The sequence below is a fragment of the Litoreibacter janthinus genome, from assembly GCF_900111945.1.
Taxonomy (GTDB): Bacteria; Pseudomonadota; Alphaproteobacteria; order Rhodobacterales; family Rhodobacteraceae; genus Litoreibacter; species Litoreibacter janthinus.
In genome coordinates this window covers 238465-258313 of the sequence record NZ_FOYO01000001.1, presented here as the reverse complement: position 1 = coordinate 258313, position 19849 = coordinate 238465, and the positions used below count along the sequence as shown (strand labels likewise).

22 protein-coding genes are annotated in these 19849 nt (G+C 60.2%); 10 read left to right on the top strand and 12 right to left on the bottom strand.

Annotation, left to right across the window (positions count from 1 at the left end):
• Positions 1-49: 49 nt before the first annotated feature.
• Positions 50-1168 carry an alanine dehydrogenase gene (gene ald, locus BM352_RS01320; protein ID WP_090211503.1) on the bottom strand — a complete coding sequence of 373 codons (1119 nt, stop codon included), beginning with the start codon at positions 1166-1168 and terminating at the stop codon, positions 50-52.
• Positions 1169-1304: 136 nt separating this feature from the next.
• On the opposite strand from ald, the gene BM352_RS01315 reads away from it, so the two are divergent.
• The gene (locus BM352_RS01315; protein WP_090211500.1) at positions 1305-1766 is read left to right on the top strand and encodes an Lrp/AsnC family transcriptional regulator; all 462 of its coding nucleotides are present in this window, start codon (positions 1305-1307) and stop codon (positions 1764-1766) included.
• A 9-nt stretch (positions 1767-1775) separates the two neighbouring features.
• Complete coding sequence (locus tag BM352_RS01310; protein ID WP_090211497.1) at positions 1776-2387, top strand: NYN domain-containing protein; 612 nt, start codon at positions 1776-1778, stop codon at positions 2385-2387.
• Here BM352_RS01310 and BM352_RS01305 read toward each other — a convergent pair.
• Both BM352_RS01305 and BM352_RS01300 read right to left on the bottom strand, forming a co-directional pair.
• On the bottom strand, positions 2384-2713 hold the full coding sequence (locus tag BM352_RS01305) for an AzlD domain-containing protein (protein WP_090211493.1): 330 nt from the start codon (positions 2711-2713) through the stop codon (positions 2384-2386). The two genes, BM352_RS01310 and BM352_RS01305, sit on opposite strands and share 4 nt — an antisense overlap.
• Positions 2710-3408 carry an AzlC family ABC transporter permease gene (locus BM352_RS01300; RefSeq protein WP_090211492.1) on the bottom strand — a complete coding sequence of 233 codons (699 nt, stop codon included), beginning with the start codon at positions 3406-3408 and terminating at the stop codon, positions 2710-2712. The genes BM352_RS01305 and BM352_RS01300 overlap by 4 nt, the downstream gene beginning before the upstream one ends.
• Before the next feature lie 58 nt (positions 3409-3466).
• Here BM352_RS01300 and fdhD point away from each other — a divergent pair, with 58 nt between their 5' ends.
• Genes fdhD through BM352_RS01275 form a run of 5 tightly spaced genes read left to right on the top strand, consistent with a single transcriptional unit; the run spans position 3467 to position 8159 of the window.
• On the top strand, positions 3467-4351 hold the full coding sequence (gene fdhD / locus BM352_RS01295; protein WP_090211490.1) for a formate dehydrogenase accessory sulfurtransferase FdhD: 885 nt from the start codon (positions 3467-3469) through the stop codon (positions 4349-4351).
• A gap of 55 nt (positions 4352-4406) precedes the next feature.
• The gene (mobA, locus tag BM352_RS01290; RefSeq protein ID WP_090211487.1) at positions 4407-5009 is read left to right on the top strand and encodes a molybdenum cofactor guanylyltransferase MobA; all 603 of its coding nucleotides are present in this window, start codon (positions 4407-4409) and stop codon (positions 5007-5009) included.
• On the top strand, positions 5006-5497 hold the full coding sequence (gene mobB / locus BM352_RS01285; protein ID WP_090211484.1) for a molybdopterin-guanine dinucleotide biosynthesis protein B: 492 nt from the start codon (positions 5006-5008) through the stop codon (positions 5495-5497). Before mobA ends, mobB begins: the two co-directional genes overlap by 4 nt.
• Positions 5494-7581 (top strand): molybdopterin-binding protein, encoded by a 2088-nt coding sequence (locus BM352_RS01280; protein ID WP_090211478.1) that lies wholly within the window; start codon positions 5494-5496, stop codon positions 7579-7581. The genes mobB and BM352_RS01280 overlap by 4 nt, the downstream gene beginning before the upstream one ends.
• Entirely contained in the window at positions 7581-8159 is a 579-nt protein-coding gene (locus tag BM352_RS01275; RefSeq protein WP_090211476.1) for a GNAT family N-acetyltransferase, read from the top strand. Before BM352_RS01280 ends, BM352_RS01275 begins: the two co-directional genes overlap by 1 nt.
• On the opposite strand, the gene BM352_RS01270 is transcribed toward BM352_RS01275, so the two are convergent.
• Entirely contained in the window at positions 8148-9056 is a 909-nt protein-coding gene (locus tag BM352_RS01270) for an AraC family transcriptional regulator (RefSeq protein ID WP_090211474.1), read from the bottom strand. The two genes, BM352_RS01275 and BM352_RS01270, sit on opposite strands and share 12 nt — an antisense overlap.
• Before the next feature lie 168 nt (positions 9057-9224).
• Between BM352_RS01270 and BM352_RS01265 the strand changes: the two genes are divergently transcribed.
• Positions 9225-10172, top strand: a complete 948-nt coding sequence (locus BM352_RS01265; RefSeq protein WP_090211471.1) for an SDR family oxidoreductase — start codon at positions 9225-9227, stop codon at positions 10170-10172.
• 76 nt (positions 10173-10248) lie between these two features.
• Here BM352_RS01265 and BM352_RS01260 read toward each other — a convergent pair whose 3' ends face one another.
• From BM352_RS01260 to argH, 4 genes are all read right to left on the bottom strand, one after another.
• On the bottom strand, positions 10249-11271 hold the full coding sequence (locus BM352_RS01260) for a hypothetical protein (RefSeq protein WP_090211469.1): 1023 nt from the start codon (positions 11269-11271) through the stop codon (positions 10249-10251).
• Between the two features lie 25 nt (positions 11272-11296).
• Entirely contained in the window at positions 11297-11767 is a 471-nt protein-coding gene (gene greA, locus BM352_RS01255; protein ID WP_090211467.1) for a transcription elongation factor GreA, read from the bottom strand.
• Positions 11768-11892: 125 nt separating this feature from the next.
• A complete protein-coding gene (locus tag BM352_RS18740; RefSeq protein WP_139229769.1) occupies positions 11893-12045 on the bottom strand; it encodes an argininosuccinate lyase in 153 nt (50 codons plus the stop codon).
• Positions 12042-13442, bottom strand: a complete 1401-nt coding sequence (gene argH, locus BM352_RS01250) for an argininosuccinate lyase (RefSeq protein WP_090211464.1) — start codon at positions 13440-13442, stop codon at positions 12042-12044. The genes BM352_RS18740 and argH overlap by 4 nt, the downstream gene beginning before the upstream one ends.
• 24 nt (positions 13443-13466) lie before the next feature.
• On the opposite strand from argH, the gene BM352_RS01245 reads away from it, so the two are divergent.
• Positions 13467-14024 carry a TlpA disulfide reductase family protein gene (locus BM352_RS01245; protein ID WP_090211461.1) on the top strand — a complete coding sequence of 186 codons (558 nt, stop codon included), beginning with the start codon at positions 13467-13469 and terminating at the stop codon, positions 14022-14024.
• 85 nt (positions 14025-14109) lie between these two features.
• On the opposite strand, the gene BM352_RS01240 is transcribed toward BM352_RS01245, so the two are convergent.
• Both BM352_RS01240 and gltX read right to left on the bottom strand, forming a co-directional pair.
• On the bottom strand, positions 14110-14568 hold the full coding sequence (locus tag BM352_RS01240; protein ID WP_090211458.1) for a GNAT family N-acetyltransferase: 459 nt from the start codon (positions 14566-14568) through the stop codon (positions 14110-14112).
• Between the two features lie 140 nt (positions 14569-14708).
• Entirely contained in the window at positions 14709-16034 is a 1326-nt protein-coding gene (gene gltX, locus BM352_RS01235) for a glutamate--tRNA ligase (RefSeq protein ID WP_090211455.1), read from the bottom strand.
• 148 nt (positions 16035-16182) lie between these two features.
• Between gltX and BM352_RS01230 the strand changes: the two genes are divergently transcribed.
• A complete protein-coding gene (locus tag BM352_RS01230) occupies positions 16183-17097 on the top strand; it encodes an MBL fold metallo-hydrolase (protein ID WP_090211453.1) in 915 nt (304 codons plus the stop codon).
• Positions 17098-17164: 67 nt separating this feature from the next.
• On the opposite strand, the gene BM352_RS01225 is transcribed toward BM352_RS01230, so the two are convergent.
• Entirely contained in the window at positions 17165-17980 is an 816-nt protein-coding gene (locus BM352_RS01225; protein ID WP_090211450.1) for a CE1 family esterase, read from the bottom strand.
• Between the two features lie 59 nt (positions 17981-18039).
• Positions 18040-19698, bottom strand: coding sequence for an NAD+ synthase (locus BM352_RS01220; RefSeq protein ID WP_090211448.1), 1659 nt, complete (start codon positions 19696-19698; stop codon positions 18040-18042).
• Positions 19699-19849 lie beyond the last annotated feature (151 nt).

The window sequence follows — 19849 nt, the reverse complement described above, 5'->3', positions numbered from 1 at the left end:
GATTAAAAACGAAAGGGCCCGCCAATGATCCGGCGGGCCTTTTTTCGTTTCAGGCCTTTAATGCAAGTTGCGGCGACAGCACGTCGATGCCAAGCGCTTTGCCAACTGCGTAGTAAGTCAGCTTGCCCGCATGGACGTTCAACCCGTTCAACAGATGCGGGTCGTCCTCGCAGGCCTGTTTCCAGCCCTTGTCGGCCAGCGCTAGCATGAACGGCATAGTGGCGTTGCCAAGCGCAATGGTTGACGTGCGCGCCACGGCACCCGGCATATTGGCGACGCAGTAATGCATGATGCCATCCACATCGTAGACAGGGTCAGCGTGGGTGGTGGCTTTCGAGGTCTCGAAGCAACCGCCTTGGTCAATGGCCACATCAACGAGTGCCGCACCGGGTTTCATCGTGGACAGTTGATCACGGGTGATCAGTTTGGGGGCCGCTGCACCGGGGATCAACACGGCGCCGATGACCATATCCGCCTGCATCGCCAGTTCCGCGATGTTGCCGGTAGAGGCATATTGCGTTTTGAACTGGCCGCCAAACACGTCATCCAAATAGCGCATCCGTGGCAAGGAGCGATCCAGAACAGTTACATCCGCGCCCATGCCAGCCGCAATCTTGGCCGCATGAGTGCCGACAACGCCGCCACCGATGACCATGACTTTCGCAGGCCCGACACCAGGGACGCCGCCCATCAAAACGCCGCGCCCGCCATTGGCCTTCTGCAAGGTCCAAGCGCCAACCTGTGGTGCAAGACGGCCCGCAACCTCTGACATCGGAGCGAGCAGGGGCAAGCCGCCATTTGCGTCAGTAACGGTTTCGTAAGCAATCGCAGTGCATCCAGAGGCAATCAGGTCTTTGGTCTGCTCTGGGTCGGGCGCAAGGTGGAGGTAGGTAAACAGCAACTGACCTTCGCGCAGCATCTTGCGCTCGACGGGTTGAGGCTCTTTGACCTTCACGATCATGTCAGCCTTGGCAAAAACGTCAGCGGCGGCTGCCACAATCTGCGCGCCTGCGTCGGTGTAGGAAGCGTCGTCAAATCCGGCCCCAAGCCCTGCGCCTGTTTCGATCAGCACCGTGTGGCCGTGGGCCACCGCCTCATGCGCGGCGTTAGGTGTCACGCCGACACGGAATTCTTGTGGTTTAATTTCCTTTGGGCAGCCGATAATCATGTTTGCATCCTCCATTGCACTTACTCACCAGCCTAGCGTGACGTGGTGTGCAGGTTTTCGCGATTTGTCCCTTGCCAGCGGGTTTGTAAGCACGTTTCATGCGTCGAACGGCATTTTTGCGAGAGGAATCTTCGGTATGGGCTCTTACGACGACACGGATGCTCGAATCCTGAGGGTGCTGCAAAAGTCCGGCCGGATGTCGAATGCGGATCTGTCGGAGAAGGTAAACCTGTCGGCCTCGGCCTGTCACCGCAGGGTGCAACGGCTTGAGAAGGACGGCATCATTCGCGACTACGTGGCGATGGTTGACGCGAGGAAGGTCGGGCGACCCACGACGGTCTTCGTCGAGATCACATTAAGCGGTCAGGCCGACGAGGTACTGGACGCGTTCGAGCGCGAGGTTGCCAAGATTCCAGACGTATTGGAGTGCCACTTGATGGCAGGCACGGCTGACTATTTGTTGAAAGTGGTCGCGGAGGATACCGAAGACTTCGCCGCGATCCACCGCCGCTCGCTCGCGCGCTTGCCGGGGGTCGCCCAGATGCAGTCGAGTTTCGCGCTGCGCACGGTGTTCAAAACGACTGCTCTGCCCGTGTGAGATCGACCCATGCTTTACCTGATGATCGCCGTTACCCTGTTCTTCTGGGCCATCGTCGCATGGATATTAACACGCAAACCGCCCGAACCTCTCGAGCCGTTAGACCCGCTTGAGCCGAAAAAACCGGTCAAAAGCAAACCTCGCAAACGCGCCGCCAAACCCGCCGCGCCACCTGCAAAGAAAGACTACATTCTCATCGACGGCTCGAATGTGATGTATTGGGAAGACCAAAGCCCAAAGCTTCAAACCGTTCAGGATGCTGTCCGATTGCTACTGGAGAAGGGTTTTACCCCCGGCGTTATGTTTGATGCGAATGCAGGCTACCTTCTCTTTGACGGCTACAAGGACGACCACGAATTCGCGCGCGTTCTGAACCTTCGGGAGGATCAAGTGTTGGTGGTGGCAAAAGGCGTTCAGGCCGACCCGTACCTGTTGAACGCCGCGCGCGATCTGAATGCGCGGATCGTCACCAATGATTTCTTCCGAGACTGGGCTAAGGATTTCCCAGAGGTGCGAAGGCGCGGACATTTGATTCAAGGTGGCTATCACAATGGCAAGCTTTGGCTGGATCTCGACGGATCACATCAGAATGCAAAGAAGCCCAGCCGAAAGAAACGCTAACCTAACAGATACTGCACCGCGAACAGGGTAACAGCCCCGCACACCATCGCGCGGACCACGCCCTTGGTCCAATAGCCGATCCCGATCGTCACTGCTGCTGCGGCAAGGCGCGCGGGGTCCGGTGAGCCTCCGGTCGCCGCAGGAAAAATCACCAGCGGGGCGACAAGCCCGGGCAGGATCGCGACGGAAGTGTACCGCAGATGGCGCAGCACCCAAGCCGGCATCGGGCGGGAGCCGATCAGGCCAAGAAACGAGAAGCGGATCAGGAAGGTGCCGATGCCGAGGATCGCGATGATCCACCAGACCGTTGCGTCTGAATAGGTCATGCCATGCGCCTTTCGACTTCTGCGCCTACCATCATGGCAAGCACCGCTGCAACCAACAGGCCAAGGTTGAGGGGCACGAACCCGAGCACGAGGGCCAGCACGACCGAGGTGACCGCCGCCGCGACATGGGCAAGTGTGCGCAAGGCCGGGGCGACCATTGCAAGGAATGCAATCGGGAGCGCGAAATCAAGGCCGTATTCCGGTGGAATTTGCCCGCCCAATGCCGCGCCCACCCAAGTCGAAGCGATCCAAAGCGGAACGATTGGAATAGCGCAGCCCACGAAGAATGCAGTGCGCTGGGCAACGGTCTGGTTCGGGTTTTGCTCATAGTCGAGGATCGCCAGATTGTAGGTCTGGTCTACCAGAATGTAGCTGAGCAAGGCGCGCTTCCATAAAGCCTGATCGCCCAAATAGGGGGTGATTGCCGCCGAATACATTGCCATGCGCAGGTTCACCGCCAAGGCGGATGCAAGGATAACTAACACCGGCGCGTTCTCGATCATGAACTGGAGCGCGGTAAATTGGGACGCCCCTGCAATGACCAGCGCAGTGAAGCCCATAACTTGGGCGATGGGCAGCCCGGCCTCGGTCGCTGCTACCCCGAAGAGCATCCCAAAGGGGATGATCACGATGATGAACGGCAGGCACGCACGAACCCCGCGCCAGAGGGCAGATTTGGAGGTGGAAGGGGACATGCTCTGCCTCTAAGGTTGCGACCTGAACAGTGCTAATGCGCCTTGGGAGAGGGTTCAAATGGCAAATGGTGATACATCGGATCACGGCTGGCTTCTGGCCCCAGATCCTGACCGACCGGGTTTGACCCGCGCCGTTGTGGGCACCGACCACGAAGGCCGCGAGACCGAGATCCGTGTGGTCGAGGAACGGCCCCTGACGATCTACCTCAACTCCCGCGAGATCGTCACCGCCATGACCATAGGCGACTATCCCGAATATCTGGCGCTGGGATTCTTGCGCAATCAGGGGATGATTGGGCCGGACGATGAGGTTACCGGCATCGATTATGACGATGAGATTGCCACCGTTGTGGTCCGCACCGCCGTGGTGACCGACCACGAAGAAAAGCTGGCCAAGAAGACGCGCACCTCCGGCTGCGCTGTAGGAACGGTGTTTGGCGACATGATGGAAGGGCTGGAGGGGCTGACGCTTCCTTCTGCGCAGGTGCGCACGTCGGAGCTTTATGCCTTGGCCAAAGCGATCAACACGGTTCCGTCCCTGTATCTGACCGCAGGCGCGATACACGGCACCGTGCTGTGCCAAGGGGATCGACCGCTGGTCTATATGGAGGACGTGGGCCGCCATAACGCCGTGGACAAGGTGTCCGGCTGGATGGCACTGAACGGCGCTGAGGCCGCCGATAAGGTGCTTTATACCACGGGACGGCTGACCTCCGAGATGGTGATCAAGACCGCGCTGATGGGGATTCCGGTATTGGTATCGCGCTCCGGCTTCACTGCTTGGGGCGTGGAGATTGCGCAGCAAGTCGGGCTGACCTTGATTGGCCGGATGCGCGGGCAACGCTTTGTGTGCCTGTCGGGTGCGGAACGTCTGGTCTGGGACGCGGACCTGTCAAAAGTAGCGGACGAGCCGAAGAAGTCGGGCCGGAAGGGGGCAGCGTGATCAGTTACGGTCTGGAATTTGCGCTTCACCTCGGTTCCACAGTGGAGGCGATATTGTGAAACAACCCGCAGGCGTAATTTTGGCAGGCGGTCAGTCGCGGCGCATGGGCGGCGGTGACAAAGGCTTGCTGTGCTTGGGCGGCGAGACGTTGCTGGCCCGCGTCATCGCTCGTTTGGAGCCGCAGGTGGCCGAGGTCGCGTTGAACGCCAATGGTGACGTGGTGCGGTTCTCTGACTTCGGCTTGCCCGTCATTGCGGATAGTGTGGCAGAGTATCCTGGCCCTTTGGCAGGTGTGCTGGCCGGAATGGACTGGGCCGCGGCGCGCGGACACAGTCATATCGTCACGGCGGCGGCCGACACGCCGTTCTTCCCGTGCGATCTGGTGCCGCGTTTGCTGCTGGCCTCGGACAAGGCACCGATCGCACTGGCCGCGACACCTGACCCCGAACGGGGCATGGCGCGGCATCCGACATTCGGTCTCTGGCCCGTGGATTTGCGCCATGACTTGCGCGCCGCATTGGCTGAGGGCGTGCGCAAAGTGGTTGCGTGGACGGACAGGCACGGCACCGCGACTGCCGAGTTTTCGGCCACTCCGTTCGATCCGTTTTTCAACGTTAACACGCCCGAAGACATGGCGCGGGCGGAAGGGTTGCTATGAAGGTATTTGGCGTCACGGGCTGGAAAAACTCCGGCAAGACAGGGCTGATGGAACGGCTGGTGTCCGAGATCACAGGGAGGGGCCTGAGCGTGTCCACCTTGAAGCACGCGCACCACTCGTTCGACGTGGATCACGAGGGGAAAGACAGCCACCGGCATCGCGTGGCAGGCGCCTCTCAGGTGATCCTCGCCTCGCGCAACCGTTGGGCATTGATGTCGGAACTGCGTGGCGAAGACGAACCGTCTCTGACAGAGCTGCTGGGCAAGCTGGAACCTGTCGATCTGGTGCTGATCGAAGGCTACAAGCGCGAAGGGCATGACAAGATCGAGGCGCATCGTGCCGCCACGGGTCAGCCGTTGATTGCTCCGGGGGATGATACGATTGTGGCTGTCGCCTCGGATTCCGCGCCGGAGGTTTCTGTGCCGGTGCTGCATCTGGACGACACAACCGCTATTGCCGATTTTATACTGGCCCGCGTCGGGCTGTGAGCCTCTTCGATACTCATATCGCGGTGGATTGGTCGGGCGGGAATGACCGTGGAGCTACGCCCAAAGCCGACGCGATCTGGGCCTGTGTAGCGGGTGAAGACCCCGTCTATTTGCGCAATCGTCAGGTGGCCGAAGACTGGCTGTCCGCGCGGCTTGAGGCTGAGGCGGGGCGGCGGGTTTGCATCGGCTTTGATTTTCCCTTTGGCTATCCTGAGGGTTTCGCCAAGCATCTGACAGGGACTGACGATGCGCTGGCGCTGTGGGATTGGTTCGAGGCTCGCGTCGAGGACGCGCCCAAGACCAACAACCGCTTTGATCTGGCTGGAGAGATCAACGCAAGCCTCCCGGATATCGGCCCGTTCTGGTTCAACAGCCTGAAGCGCGACATCCCGCACCTGCCCCGCAAGGGGCGCGATCGGACGTATCAGGGATTTGCGGAACGTCGCGCAGTGGAGACCCGCGCCAAGGGCAGCTTCACCTGCTGGCAGATGGCGGGCGCAGGGTCTGTAGGGTCTCAGGTCATGATGGGCTTACCGGTTCTGGCGCGCCTAAGACGGCGCTTTGATGCGAAGGTGTGGCCGTTCGAGCCTCTGGACGGCGCCGTGGGGTTGGTGGAGATCTGGCCCTCATTGTTGGCCAAGAGCTTTCCAAGTGACGAGATCAAGGATGCGGGCCAAGTGCGCGCGGTGGCAAACGCCATGGCGGTAATGGATGCTGACGGAACGCTGAGCCAAGCCTTGAGCGCCGGGGAAGGCACTGGCGCTGAGGGTTGGATTTTAGGCGTGGGTGCCGAAGACATATTGGAGGCCGCGATGCGACCGCAGGATTTGCCCAGACCACCCAAACTGCGTGACGATTGTTTTGCGTTGCCCGCTGGCGTTGACTGGACCCCGGTTGACGACGCCTTGGCACGTTTGGAGGCGGCGTTAACGCCGATTGTGGGGGTCGAACACGTCTCGCACGCGCAGGCCTCGGGGCGTGTGGTGGCTGCTCCTGTCATGGCGCGGCGCTCCAACCCGCCCGCACCGAACTCGGCTGTGGATGGCTATGGTTTTGCCCATGCGGCCACAGGCGAGGGCGATCAGGTGATGCCCTTGCTGCACGGTCGCGCGGCGGCGGGCGGTGCGTATTCGGGGGAAGTTCCGCATGGCTCCGCACTACGTGTGCTGACTGGAGCTGTGCTGCCTGAAGGCGTCGACACGGTGGTGCTGGAAGAAGATTGCAGCGTCACCGCAACCCATGTGGCGTTTCGCGGGCCTGTCAAAGCGCGTGCCAATACCCGCAAGGCGGGCGAAGACGTCGCTGCGGGCGGGCATGTGTTCGATGCGGGCCATGTTGTGCGGGCGCAGGATGCGGGGTTGCTGGCAGCCTTGGGCGTTGATCAGGTGCCTGTGTTTGAACGGCTGCGCGTGGGCGTGCTGTCCACTGGCGATGAATTGGTCGAGCCCTCACAAGATGCCCCGACCGACAGGACGTATGACGCGAACCGCCCGATGCTGTTGCAACTGGCGGGGTGTTGGGGGTTCGAGGCGGTTGATCTGGGGCATGTGCGCGACGACCGCGCTGCGCTAAAGGCGCGGCTGGACGACGCTGCGACGCGGTGCGACGTGATCCTGACCTCTGGCGGGGCGTCGGCGGGGGACGAGGACCACGTCTCGGCGCTGCTGCGAGAGCAGGGCAATTTGCAGGCGTGGCGCATCGCATTGAAGCCCGGACGCCCGTTGGCTTTGGCCTTATGGCAGGGTGTTCCTGTGTTCGGGCTGCCGGGCAATCCCGTGGCGGCCTTTGTCTGTGCCTTGATCTTTGCGCGGCCGGCTTGCCTGAAACTGGCGGGGGCCACGTTTTCAGTGCCGCAGGGGTTTATGGTTCCGGCGGCCTTCGAGAAGCGAAAAAAGCCTGGTCGGCGTGAGTTTTTGCGCGCCCGCATGGGGCCGGACGGGGTTGAGGTTTTCGCCTCCGAAGGGTCTGGCCGGATTTCGGGGTTGAGTTGGTCGGACGGGCTGGTGGAGCTTCCTGATGGGGAAGCGCTGATCGCGCGCGGGGATCTGGTGCGCTACCTGCCTTATGGGAGCTTTGGCTTGTGATGCAGATGAAGCACGGCTTTCTGGAGTCGCAGCGAGATCACGTGTCGCGGCTTTTCTGGGGGGCGTTTTCTGACAAGCTGGGGTCGATTTTGGGGCCCGAAGATAAGGGGCTCCGGTTCATCAGGCGGGTGCTCCAGCCGGAATTTGCCATCAGCGCAATTGAAGACGGGCAGCTGCTGGGCGTGGCGGGTTTTAAAACATCAGACGGCGGCTTGGTGGCGGGTGGCCTGTCCGACCTGACGCCGATCTACGGAACGTTCGGCGGCGTCTGGCGCGGGCTTGTCCTTGACCGATTGGAACGCAAACTGGAAGACGGGCAGTTGCTGATGGACGGAATATTCGTGGATGAGGCCGCGCGGGGCAAAGGTGTTGGCACGGCGCTGCTGGGCGCCATCCTTGGTCACGCGCGCGATCACGGCTACACCGAGGTCCGGCTGGATGTGATCGACAAAAACCCCCGCGCACGGGCGCTGTATGAACGCGAAGGTTTCACCCCCCGCGGCGAGGTGGACGCATGGCCGTTTCATCGCGTGTTCGGGTTCCGCAAGGCCACGACAATGGTGCGGTCAGCCCTCTGACCCCATGGCCATTCCCGCCGGAAGGTGTTGGGCGGCCCCCCATTGGCGCGGCGACTGGCCATACATGCGCTTGAACTCCCGGCTGAACTGGGACGGGCTGGCATAGCCGACATCCAGCGCGGCCTCGTTCACGGTCACCCCCGAGGCAATCTTCATCGCGGCGTTGTTCAGCCGCATCGACTTTACGAATTGGATCGGAGCCATCGTGGTCACCTGCTTGAACTTGCGGTGGAACGCGGCTCTGCTCATGCCTGCGCGGGTGGCCATATCATCAATTGAGATCGGCGCATCCAGTTTGGCAGACACATCTGCGATGGAGCGCGCAATGGCGTTTCCGGCGCCGAAGGCCTGCCGCGCAAATACCCCTGCCTCGCCCTTGAGGATTGCATAATACACCTCTCGCAATCGGGCGGCCCCAAGGACGGCCGTATCTGTCTGGCTCGCCCCGAGGGCCAGCAGCCGCACCAGCGCATCGGTAAAGTTGTCGTCCCAGCTGGCCAGCTGGATACCCTGTGCGGGCGGGCCGCCTTTGCCTGTCGGCAGCGCCCCTCCAGCGGTTTCCATGTCCAGCGCCAGCACTGTCATCAGCTGCGGGTCGAGCGAGATGAACACACCATAAAGAGGGTGATCGGCAGAGGCAGAGGGCGTGCCCGCCTTGACCGGCATCGACATCGGGCAGCACAGGTATTGGCTGTCGTCATACACATATCTGTTGCCATCGAAGACGGCTTCTTTGGCCCCGCTCACAATGGCGACGACGCAGGGCTCATAGACTGCCGGCACACAGGGGATGGACCGCGTTGCCCGAAACAGGCGCACGCCCCTTATGCCGGTTTCGGTCAACCCGTCGGTGTGAGTGCGCGAGGCGATAAGCTGCTTGATCTGCGTTTTGCTCATACCGCGAATCTAGAGCGTACTGATAAGCGTCCGCAACCCTGTTGATACAATCAGGCAAGTAATCGGGACTATATGATCTATTTTTTAACAATCACGAGAGTTATTTGCAGTTCAAGAAAGACACGTATTGCAAAGGGCCGGACCGCCCGCAGCACAAGGAGAATGACAATGCCTGACCTGACCTTCGGACCAAATGGCTGGACCCCCGAACGGCTCGGCTCTCTTGAGGGCAAAACCTATGTTATCACGGGCGGGAATGCCGGTGCGGGGTTCCAGGCGAGCCGCATAGTTTTGTCAAAGGGGGCGAAGGTGGTTATGCTGAACCGCAGCACCGAAAAATCCACCGCCGCCGTTAAAGAGCTGAAAGAAGAGTTCGGGCCAAGTGCCGACATCAGCTTTGTCCGCATGGACCTGTCTGACCTTGCAAGCGTGCGCGGCGCGGCGGCGGAGGTGCTGGCAACAACCGCCCGCATCGACGCGCTGATCTGCAACGCCGCTATCGCGCAGGTGCCGACCCAGCACCTGACAGTCGACGGTTTCGAAAGCCAATTGGGCACCAACCACTACGGCCATTTCGTGTTGTGCGGAATGCTATTTGACCGCATCGAAGTGACTCATGGCCGGATTGTCGTGGTGGCCAGCTTGGGGTACAATCTGGGGATCAAAACGATCCAGTTCGACGATATGAACTGGGACAAAAACTACAGCGCCAACGCGGTCTACAGCCAATCCAAGCTGGCGCAGATGATGTTTGCCTATGAGTTGCAGGATCGCATCAAGACAGCAGGCAAAAGAGTAGGCGTCTATGTTTGCCACCCTGGCTCCTCTGCAACATCTCTGATCAGCACAAGCGGGGGGCTTATGACCCGACTGGCATGGTGGCTGATGAGCAAGTCGCCGATGGTGCAAACCGCCGAAAAAGGGGCGTATCCGGAAGTTATGTGCGCGACCGAAACAGGGCTGGAGCAGCGGGCGCTCTACGGGCCGACTGGCCGCATGGAATTTGTCGGGCCGGTTGGAAAAGGCACGTTGAACCCACATGCCTATGACAAGGTTGTCATGACAAAGCTGTGGGACGTGTCGGAAAAGGCCACGGGGTTCCAGTGGGGGCTGTGACCGCAGGCGGGCGCGTTGGCGCTGAGCGGGGCAGGGGCGGGCAACGCGAAAGGCCCCCGACGTTCGAACGCCGCGCCTAGTCGAAGGTTCCCGTGACGCGACCGAGCAGCATGAAGCAGCGTGCGGTGCGGGTATCGGCCAGTTTGGTTATGTCCTGATCGCTGGCACCTTCGGCGAAACGGGCGAAGGTTTTGTCAAACTGGCGCAAGAAGTGGTGGACTGCATCGCGAAACACGGCGTCGGACCGCATCCGGCCCGAGGCCAGCGCCAATGACGAACGATCATGCACGCCACCGATCCCTGCAACGGCTGTCCCGCGCTCGCCTTTGGCAAACTGGCGCCACAGTTCGGGGCGAGAGCGGTCGGGCGTCAGGTCATCCATATAGATGCCGTCTTGGCTGAGCAGCGTCAGGACGTCTTGCGACGCGCGCACCAGTTTTGAGCTTTCGTGATCAGCCAGCGCACGGCGCAGCTTGCGGAAGCCTTCCATGTCATTCTCGTCTTCGGGAAAGTCGAGCGCGCCGATAAAATCATCGACCGACAGCGGGGGGCTCATCGCCTCGGGCGGGGTGCCAAGGGCCAGACCCGGCTGGCTGTCAGCGGAAACGCCAAGCTTGATCAGCGCGGGTTGCGACGGCGTTTGCTCCACAATCGACTGGCGCGATGTGGCGAAGGTCGCCATGGCGTTTTGGGTCTGTTTGGTGGCCGACGCGATTTCGTCGAGCTTGCGCTCCACAGCGGGTTTGATGCCCATGCCGGAGGTTTGCGCTTGGGTGACATAGGCCTGACGCATGGCGTCGATGGCCGATTGCAACCGCGAGGCTTCCTCGCGCATCACGCGGGCGGTCTTGACGACGGTGGCCCCGATCCAGATCAGCGCGATGGGCAGGAAGATCGCCAGCATCGCCACGACAAAGCCGCCGCGAGTGGTTTCTTCGGCAGGTGACAAGACGAAGAAGTAGATGCCAACGGCCACCAGCCACATCGCGGACAAGACGATGGCAATGATATCCGCCGCAGCCAGCCCGCGGTCCGGGCGGGCGTAGACCCCCAAATCCAAGGGTTTGTCCGTGATGATCTCTGGCTGTTGGTCTGACATGTCTTCGGTGTCTCTGCTGCCGTTCTCAGGCGTATTTGATTTCCAGAATCTCGTAGTCTTTGGTGCCGCCGGGGGTCTTTACCTCGACGCTGTCGCCTTCTTCCTTGCCGATCAGGGCACGGGCCAGAGGCGATGCGATGTTGAGCAGGCCGTTATGGATGTCGGCCTCTTGTTCGCCCACAATCTGGTAGGTTTTTTCTTCTTCGGTGTCTTCGTCGACCAGCTTGACGGTCGCCCCAAACTTTATGGGGCCGGATAGCGTGGCAGGGTCAATGACTTGCGCCAAACTGATCATGCCTTCGAGTTCCTTGATGCGGCCCTCGATGAAGGACTGCTTTTCCTTAGCAGAATGATATTCCGCGTTTTCCGACAGGTCGCCGTGTTCGCGCGCCTCGGAGATTGCCTTGATGATGGCGGGGCGTTCCACCACCTTCAGGTTTTTTAGCTCGCCGTCGAGCGCTTTGAACCCTTTCGGGGTCATAGGGATCTTTTCCATGGTCTCACTTACCCTTTGCGCGGCGCGCTGCCCGCGCCCTTTATTCACTTCACCTGCGCCGCTGTCTATTTGCAAGCGGTTGTAGCGGCGGGGGATCGCCTATTTGTGGTGGCGGGAGGCGGTTTCTACCACTTTTTCCGGACACCGACTTCGGCGCGTCCGGTAATGCTGATACCGGTTTTCGATTTGGCGGCAGGTTCGGGCGTGCTCGGCTCGCCGTCGATGCCACACGCAGCAAGCATCAGCGCTGCTGCGACCAGTGTGATTGTGTATTTCATCCCAGTTTCTCCTTCCAGAGGGCGACTTGGGCCCGCACGTTGTCCGGCGCGGTGCCCCCGTAGCTGGTGCGGCTGGAGACCGAGTTATGGACCCCTAACACATCAAAGACGTCGCGGGTGATCTTAGCATGGACGCCGGTCATGTCAGCAAGGCTCAGGTCGGGTAGATCACAGCCCCTGTCTTCGGCAATCTTAACGAGCGACCCAGTGACATGGTGTGCCTCACGGAAGGGCATATCAAGAGTGCGCACCAACCAGTCCGCCAAATCGGTCGCCGTGGAGAACCCAGAGGCCGCAGCCTTTTCGAGCTCTGGCTGGTTGGCAGTCATGTCGGCAACCATGCCGGTCATCGCGGCCAGCGCCAGCATCAGACTGTCGGCGGCATCAAAGGTCATTTCCTTGTCTTCCTGCATGTCCTTGGAATAGGTCATGGGAAGGCCCTTCATCACGATCATCAGCGCGGTGTTGGCCCCGTAGATGCGGCCGATCTTTGCGCGGATCAACTCAGCGGCGTCAGGGTTCTTCTTCTGCGGCATTATCGACGAGCCGGTAGAGAAGCGGTCGCTGAGCGTTACGAACCGGAACTGGGCAGAGGACCAGATCACCAACTCCTCCGACAGGCGCGACAGGTGCATTGCACAGATCGACGCGGCCCCGAGGAAGTCCAAAACGAAGTCGCGGTCGGCCACAGCATCAAGCGAGTTGGCAGCAGGGCGGTCGAAGCCCAACGCGGCGGCGGTCATATCACGGTCGATGGGGAAAGACGTGCCAGCAAGTGCGGCAGCGCCAAGAGGCGATTCGTTCATACGGGCCCGCGCGTCGGCAAATCGCGACACATCGCGGCCCAACATTTCGACATAGGCCAGCATGTGGTGGCCCCATGTTACAGGTTGCGCGGTTTGCAGATGAGTGAAGCCGGGCATAACCCAGTCGGCACCAGCCTCTGCCTGCGCGACAAGCGCCTTTTGCAGCGCCTGAATGGCAACAATAGAAGCGTCCACTTGGTCACGCACCCAAAGCCGGAAATCCAGTGCAACCTGGTCATTTCGGGAACGCCCTGTATGCAATCGGCCGGCGGGTTCTCCGATCACTTCGCGCAGGCGCGCCTCTACGTTCATGTGAATGTCTTCCAGAGCCGTTGAAAACTGGAACTTTCCGGTCTCGATTTCTGACAAGACCGTGAGGAGGCCTTCCCTGATCGTCTCCGCATCGTTACCCGTAATAATGCCTTTGGCGCCGAGCATGGCGGCATGGGCGCGGGAGCCCTCAATGTCTTGGCGGGCGAACCGCTGGTCGAAACCGATGGAGGCATTGATGGCTTCCATAATGGCGTCTGGACCGGCGGCGAAGCGCCCGCCCCACATGGCGTTGGATGCGTCTTTTGTCTGGTCGGTCATGGACTGGCTCTTTGGAGTAATGAAATGCGGTTTTTGAAGCTCTTGGTGCTATACGCGGGCCTAGCCGCAGGTGCAAACCCTGCTGTTGCTGATACCAATGCGCTCTTCACCCTGGCCGAGGGCGATTTGGCCAAATTGCAACTGCACGGGGAGTCCCGTGCGGTGCCTGAAACCGCCGTCACCGATGCCGACGGCAATGCGGTGACCCTTTCGGACTATCGGGGCAAACACGTGCTGCTGAACTTCTGGGCCTTGTGGTGTGCGCCTTGCGTCAAAGAGATGCCGTCGCTGGAGCGGTTGGACGCTAAACTTGGCGGCGCTCAATTCGAGGTCGTCACGATAGCCACTGGCCGCAATTCAAAGCCAGCCGTGGACAAGTTCTTTGTGGATAAGGGCATTAGCCATCTGCCGAAGTTGTTTGACCCCAAAATGGCGCTGATGCGCGATATCGGCGGCAGCAGTCTGCCCTTGACGGTGCTGATCGGTCCGGACGGCCGCGAAGTCGCTCGTATGAAGGGTGACGCGGAATGGGACAGCCCCGCCGCACTGGCTATGTTGCGCGGCTGGATGAGCGGCAGCTAGTCGATTCGACTGAAACGGCGGTTTCGACGTCACGCGCGCAGCGGTTGGTCTTTCGCCAGATGCTGGGCTTCGAGCAGGGCCGGTTTTACGGAAGACCGCGCCATTCGAGCAAAGCATCGGGAAGCTTTTCTTCATTGGCGGCACCGTCGGTTTCCTTGACCTTCCGAAACCCATGGCGCTCATAAAAACCGATGGCACGCAGGTTGCGCTGAAAGACCCAGAGTTGCAGGAACGTGTGGTGTTCTTTCGCCTTCGTCAGAAGCGTTTCGCCGAGCGTTTTGCCGACATGCGTCGGAAGCAGGTAGAGGTGCTCGACCCAGCCTTCTTTGAACGCACAAAACCCCACAAGCTTTTGATTGTCCGTCGCGACCCAAACCTCGCATTCTGGGAAGACCCTGTTGCGATAAAATTTCTTGTCGCCCTCAAACGAGTGCAGCTTTGGCAGGTAAGGCAAGAAATGCTCTCGGGACGTTCGTGCAATCGCCGCCACTGCATCGCTTTCATCAGGTCCTGCTTGCCTGATCGCAATATTGTGAGTTTCCATAGCGTGCTGTCTCCAGACTGAAGGGCAGCACAGGATAGGATGTTGGCTGCACTTGGCAGTATAGTGGTGAAACCGTGTCTGTCTGCCACCCTGATGTTGCCCGGCACGGCGTCAAATGCGGCTCATGACGAAGCGGCGGCCTAGCCCTTTGCTTTGACCTTTTGCAGAAGCGGCATCAGCGCGCCCATGTCGGGGCCGTGGTTCATACCGGTGAGCGCTTTGCGCAGAGGCATGAACAATCCACGACCCTTGCGGCCAGTGGCGTCCTTCACGGCAGCGGTCCATTCAGCCCAGCTGGTTTCGGTGTAGGGGCCGTCGGGCAGCATCGCCAAAGCGTCGACCACGAAGTCCTTGTCCTCGTCATCAATCACCGGATCGGCGCCGTTCACGCACAAATCCCACCAACCAGCGATATCCTTGCGGGTGGTGATGTTCTCGCGGGCGACGGTCCAGAACGCGTCTTGCTTGTCCGCTGGAATAGATAGGGCATCGAGATCGGCTTTGACCTCTGCGGTGCTTTGGCCATGCAGGTGGCGGGCCGTCAGAGGGAACAGGTCTTGCTCGTCGAACTTGGTCGGGGCGGAGCCGAACTTGTTCAGGTCGAATCCTTCGACCAATTCGTCCATGGACGCGCGCAACTCGACCGGATCGGCGGAGCCAAGGCGCGCCATATGCGAGAGCAGGGCCATCGGCTCGACACCTGCGTCGCGCAGATCGCGCAAAGACAGCGTGCCAAGGCGCTTGGACAATGCCTCGCCCTGCGGGCCGGTCAGAAGCGAATGGTGTGCGAAGCTGGGGACCGTGCCGCCAAGCGCCTGAATGATCTGGATTTGAGTCGCGGTGTTGGTCACGTGGTCGGAACCACGCACAACATTGGTAACACCCATTTCAGTGTCATCGACAACGGAGGCCAGCGTATACAGGATTTGCCCGTCGCCACGGATCAAAACGGGGTCAGACACTGATGCAGCGTCGATGGAGATGTCGCCAAGGATACCGTCGACCCACTCGATACGTTCCTGATCCAGCTTGAACCGCCAGACGCCGTCGCCACGCTCGGACCGCAGGGCGGCTTTCTCGTCATCGGACAGGCTTAGTGCGGCACGATCATAGACCGGCGGCTTGCCCATGTTCAGCTGCTTTTTGCGCTTCAGATCCAGTTCGGTCGGCGTTTCAAACGCCTCGTAGAAGCGACCTTTCGTGCGCAGCTCGTCCGCAGCGGCCAAGTAGCGTTCGATGCGGGAAGATTGTGTTTCCACGCGGTCCCACTCGATGCCGAGCCACTCCAGATCGACCTTGATCGCGTCCGCGTATTCCTGTGTCGAGCGCACAGGGTCGGTGTCGTCAAGGCGCAGGATGAACTGGCCCCCTGCCTTGCGGGCGATCAGGTAGTTGAACAGCGCGGTGCGCAGGTTGCCTACGTGAATGTAGCCGGTGGGCGACGGAGCGAAGCGAGTGACGGTCATTTTGGGCGGTCCTTTTCGGGTTGCCGCCCGTGAACCACAAAGGCCCGCATTTGTCCATATGTGGCCGTGTTCACCGCCTGTTGATTGGCTTTCGGGATCGAAGCTCTATTTCGTGCTATCATTACAGATCAACAAAGGAGATTCCCCCATGAAGCTGACCCGTCGCGCCGCATTATCCCTTGGTGCCAGCCTGCCTTTGGCTGCAGCCCTGCCACACGCCGCCGCCGCCAAGGCCGAGATGAAGGGAATGGATATCGCCAAGTCCCGCCGTGTCGAATTGGGCGAATTCGAGGTTACGACGTTGCTGGCTGGCACAGCGACGCGGGACGAACCGCAGGGCATCTTCGGGATGAATGTGAGCCCAGAGGAATTCGCCAAAGTCTCTGAAGAGGCGTTTTTGCCGACGGATAAGGTGCAATTCTTCTTTACCCCGACGCTGATCAACACCGGCTCCGAGCTCATTTTGTTCGACACCGGTTTGAACGCGAACGGCATTACCGCCGCCGTGGAGGCCGCTGGCTACACCGCAGATCAGGTGGATAAGGTTGTAATCACCCACATGCATGGCGACCATATTGGCGGCCTGATGGGAGATGCGGGCGAGACGTTCAAAAACGCCTCCTACATCGCGGGATCTGTGGAACATAACCACTGGGCCAAAGCCGATAATGACGGCTTCAAAGCCAAAGTCGCACCATTGTCCGAGAAGATGACGATGATCGAGGATGGGGCGTCCGTGGCGTCGGGGATCACCGCTATGGCAGCATATGGTCACACGCCGGGTCACATGGGTTACATGATCGAAAGCAATGGCGCGCAACTGATGCTGATCGCGGATTTGGCAAACCACCCTGTGTGGTCGCTGGCAAAGCCGGATTGGGAAGTGCGCTTTGACATGGACAAGGCTGCCGCTGCCGCCTCGCGTCGCAAAGTGCTTGGGATGCTGGCTGCTGACCGCGTCGCGATGGTGGGCTATCACATGCCATTCCCCGCGATGGGCTATGTCGCCACGAAGGATGACGGCTTTGAATATGTGCCGATGAGCTATCAGATGATGCTGTAACGCGGCGGGCCATTGAGGGCACCGCTAGAGGCGCACCAGTAGGTCAGAGCACGTAATCCGGCACGATTCAAAGGCGCCCGGCTGTTTCGAAAACTCGCCATGCATAGCGAAGGTATTCACTGCGGAAGCTATGCCCGCCTTCGAATATGCACAGGTTTAGCAAGTCGCCCTCACGATTGACGCTGTTGTCGCAAGTCAATCGTGAGGTTTTGGTGGGGGCGGCTTTCTTGAAGCCGCCAAACGCGCGATACATGTCCAGTGCGTCCGACACTTTTCCCTGCCGCGTGTTCAGGATCGGTCGCCCATCCAAGGGCACGGTGGGATCATTGTTTCCGTGGATGTGAATGATGCTGGCGGCTGGTCCCGAGCAGGATCGTGGCGGCTTTTGCCAGAACGTGCCGGAGATCGGGGCGAAACCCGCAAACAGGTTCGGGCGTGCGCAAGCAAGGTTCCAAGTCATCATACCGCCTGCGGAAAAGCCTGAAGCCATCATACGGCTTGTGTCGATGGGCTTGCGATTGGCGGCATCGGCAATGACCGCATCGACATACTCGAATTCCGCTGATCCGTCGCTGTCCATGTGGCGCGGGGCGTTGGGCAGAATCCAGTCGTCGCCCTCGGATTTTAGGGCGATAAAGGCCAGACCCATATCCGAGACGGTACGACGCAGGTTCCGGTTTTTCATGAGGCCAGCCGCCGAGCCGCGGTAGCCATGCGAGAACACGATGGCCCCGACCTTGGTCTTGCCGTCATGGCCTTCGGGCATTGCGATCCGGTAGGTTCTGTTACCTATCGTGCAGTCGCGATCCGGCCCGCACGCAAGCGCGGGGGCGGCAACGACAGTCATGGCGGCGGCGGCAAACAGCGATAATAGATGTCTCATTAAGCTGTCGTGCCAAATCTGCGTGGCCCATACAAATCACAAGACCGTGCCGACCTGCTTTAGCTTGGGTCGCGCCAGCGATTGACGATCGGGTAGCGTCGATCCAGCCAGAAGGCGTGTTTGGTCAGCCTCGCGCCCGGGGCGGATTGGAAGCGCTTGTATTCGCTGATGTAAATCAGATGCTCGATCTTCTTGACTACTGCACGGTCATGGCCTGCTGCGACAACCTCTGCCACTGACTGATCCTTGTCTACCAGCCGCTCCAAAATGTCGTCGAGAACCTCGTAAGGAGGCAAGCTGTCTTCGTCCTTTTGGTCGGGGCGCAGTTCGGCCGAGGGGGCTTTGTCGATGATACGTTGCGGGATCACCGTGCCTTCCGGCCCCATCATCCACGGGCGGTGGTTGGCGTTGCGCCAGCGGCACGTCTCGAATACCCGCATTTTGTAGAGATCTTTGATCGGGTTATAGCCGCCCGCCATGTCGCCGTAGATCGTCGCATAGCCGACCGCTACTTCGGATTTATTGCCGGTGGTTAACAGCATTTCCCCGAACTTGTTGGACAGCGCCATCAGCAACACGCCGCGCAGGCGGGACTGGATGTTTTCCTCGGTCAGGTCTTGCGTCGTGCCTTCAAACAAAGGCGCAAGTGCCTCGGTCACAGCGGCGCGCGGGCCTGCGATTGGGACGGTGTCGATGCGGGTGCCAAGCAGGCGGGCAGCCTCGGACGCGTCTTCGAGCGAATGCTCGGACGTATATTCCGAAGGCAACATGACGCAACGCACGTTCTCGGGGCCGAGCGCGTCGGTGGCAATGGTCGCAACCAATCCACTGTCGATACCGCCGGACATGCCAAGCAGCACTTGCTTGAAACCGGTCTTGCGCATGTAGTCGCGCAGCGCTTCGACCATGACGCGGTAGTCTTGCTCGTAGTCGTCGGGCAACGTTGCTTTTTCGCCCTCAATCGCGATCCAAGCTCCGTCCTCGCGGACGAAATCGACATGGGCGATGGCTTCGTCAAATACCGGCATCTGCATGGCAAGCTTGCCGCCACGGTTCAACACGAAAGAGCCACCGTCGAAGACCTGATCGTCCTGACCGCCGACCATATTGAGGTAAACGAGCGGCAGGTCATTTTCGATCACGCGCGCGACCATGTTGTTCATCCGCACGTCATGCTTGCCACGAAAATATGGCGAGCCATTGGGGACGAGGAAAATCTCCGCTCCGGATTCGGCGAGGGTTTCGGAGACATCCTCATGCCAAGCGTCTTCGCAGATCGGTGTGCCGATGCGCAGCGGGTCTATAGAGTAAGGACCCCCCAATGGGCCTTTGGAGTAGAGGCGATGCTCGTCGAAGACGTGCGTGTTCGGCAGCTCGTGCTTTAGACTGCGGGCTTTTACTTTGCCGCCCTCAAGGATCGAGTAGGCATTATAGAGCGCGCCATCGATAAAGATCGGGTGGCCGATCCCCATTGCAGGGCCGTCTGCACAGTCCAGCGCCAGTTGATCAACAGTCGCCATGGCGCCTTCGGTGAAGGCAGGTTTGAGCACCAGATCCTGAACCTGATAGCCGGTGACAAACATCTCCGGCAGGGCGACCATTTGTGCACCTGCATCTTTGCCTCGCTGCCAAGCATCGCGCGCCTTGGCGGCATTGCCTGCGAAATCGCCCACTGTGGGGTTAAGTTGCGCAAGGGTCAGGCGGAACGTGTCGCTCATGTGATGTGTCCTTCGATCAACGCGCAACATTTAGCAGACCCGTGGGCGAGGGAAAGAGGGCGCGCTAAAACGAGCCGACGGGGCTTCCAGCTCGCTTGTCAGGGGGGGAGCGCTCCACTAGGCTCTGCCGAAATCGTCCGTTGGAGTTTTG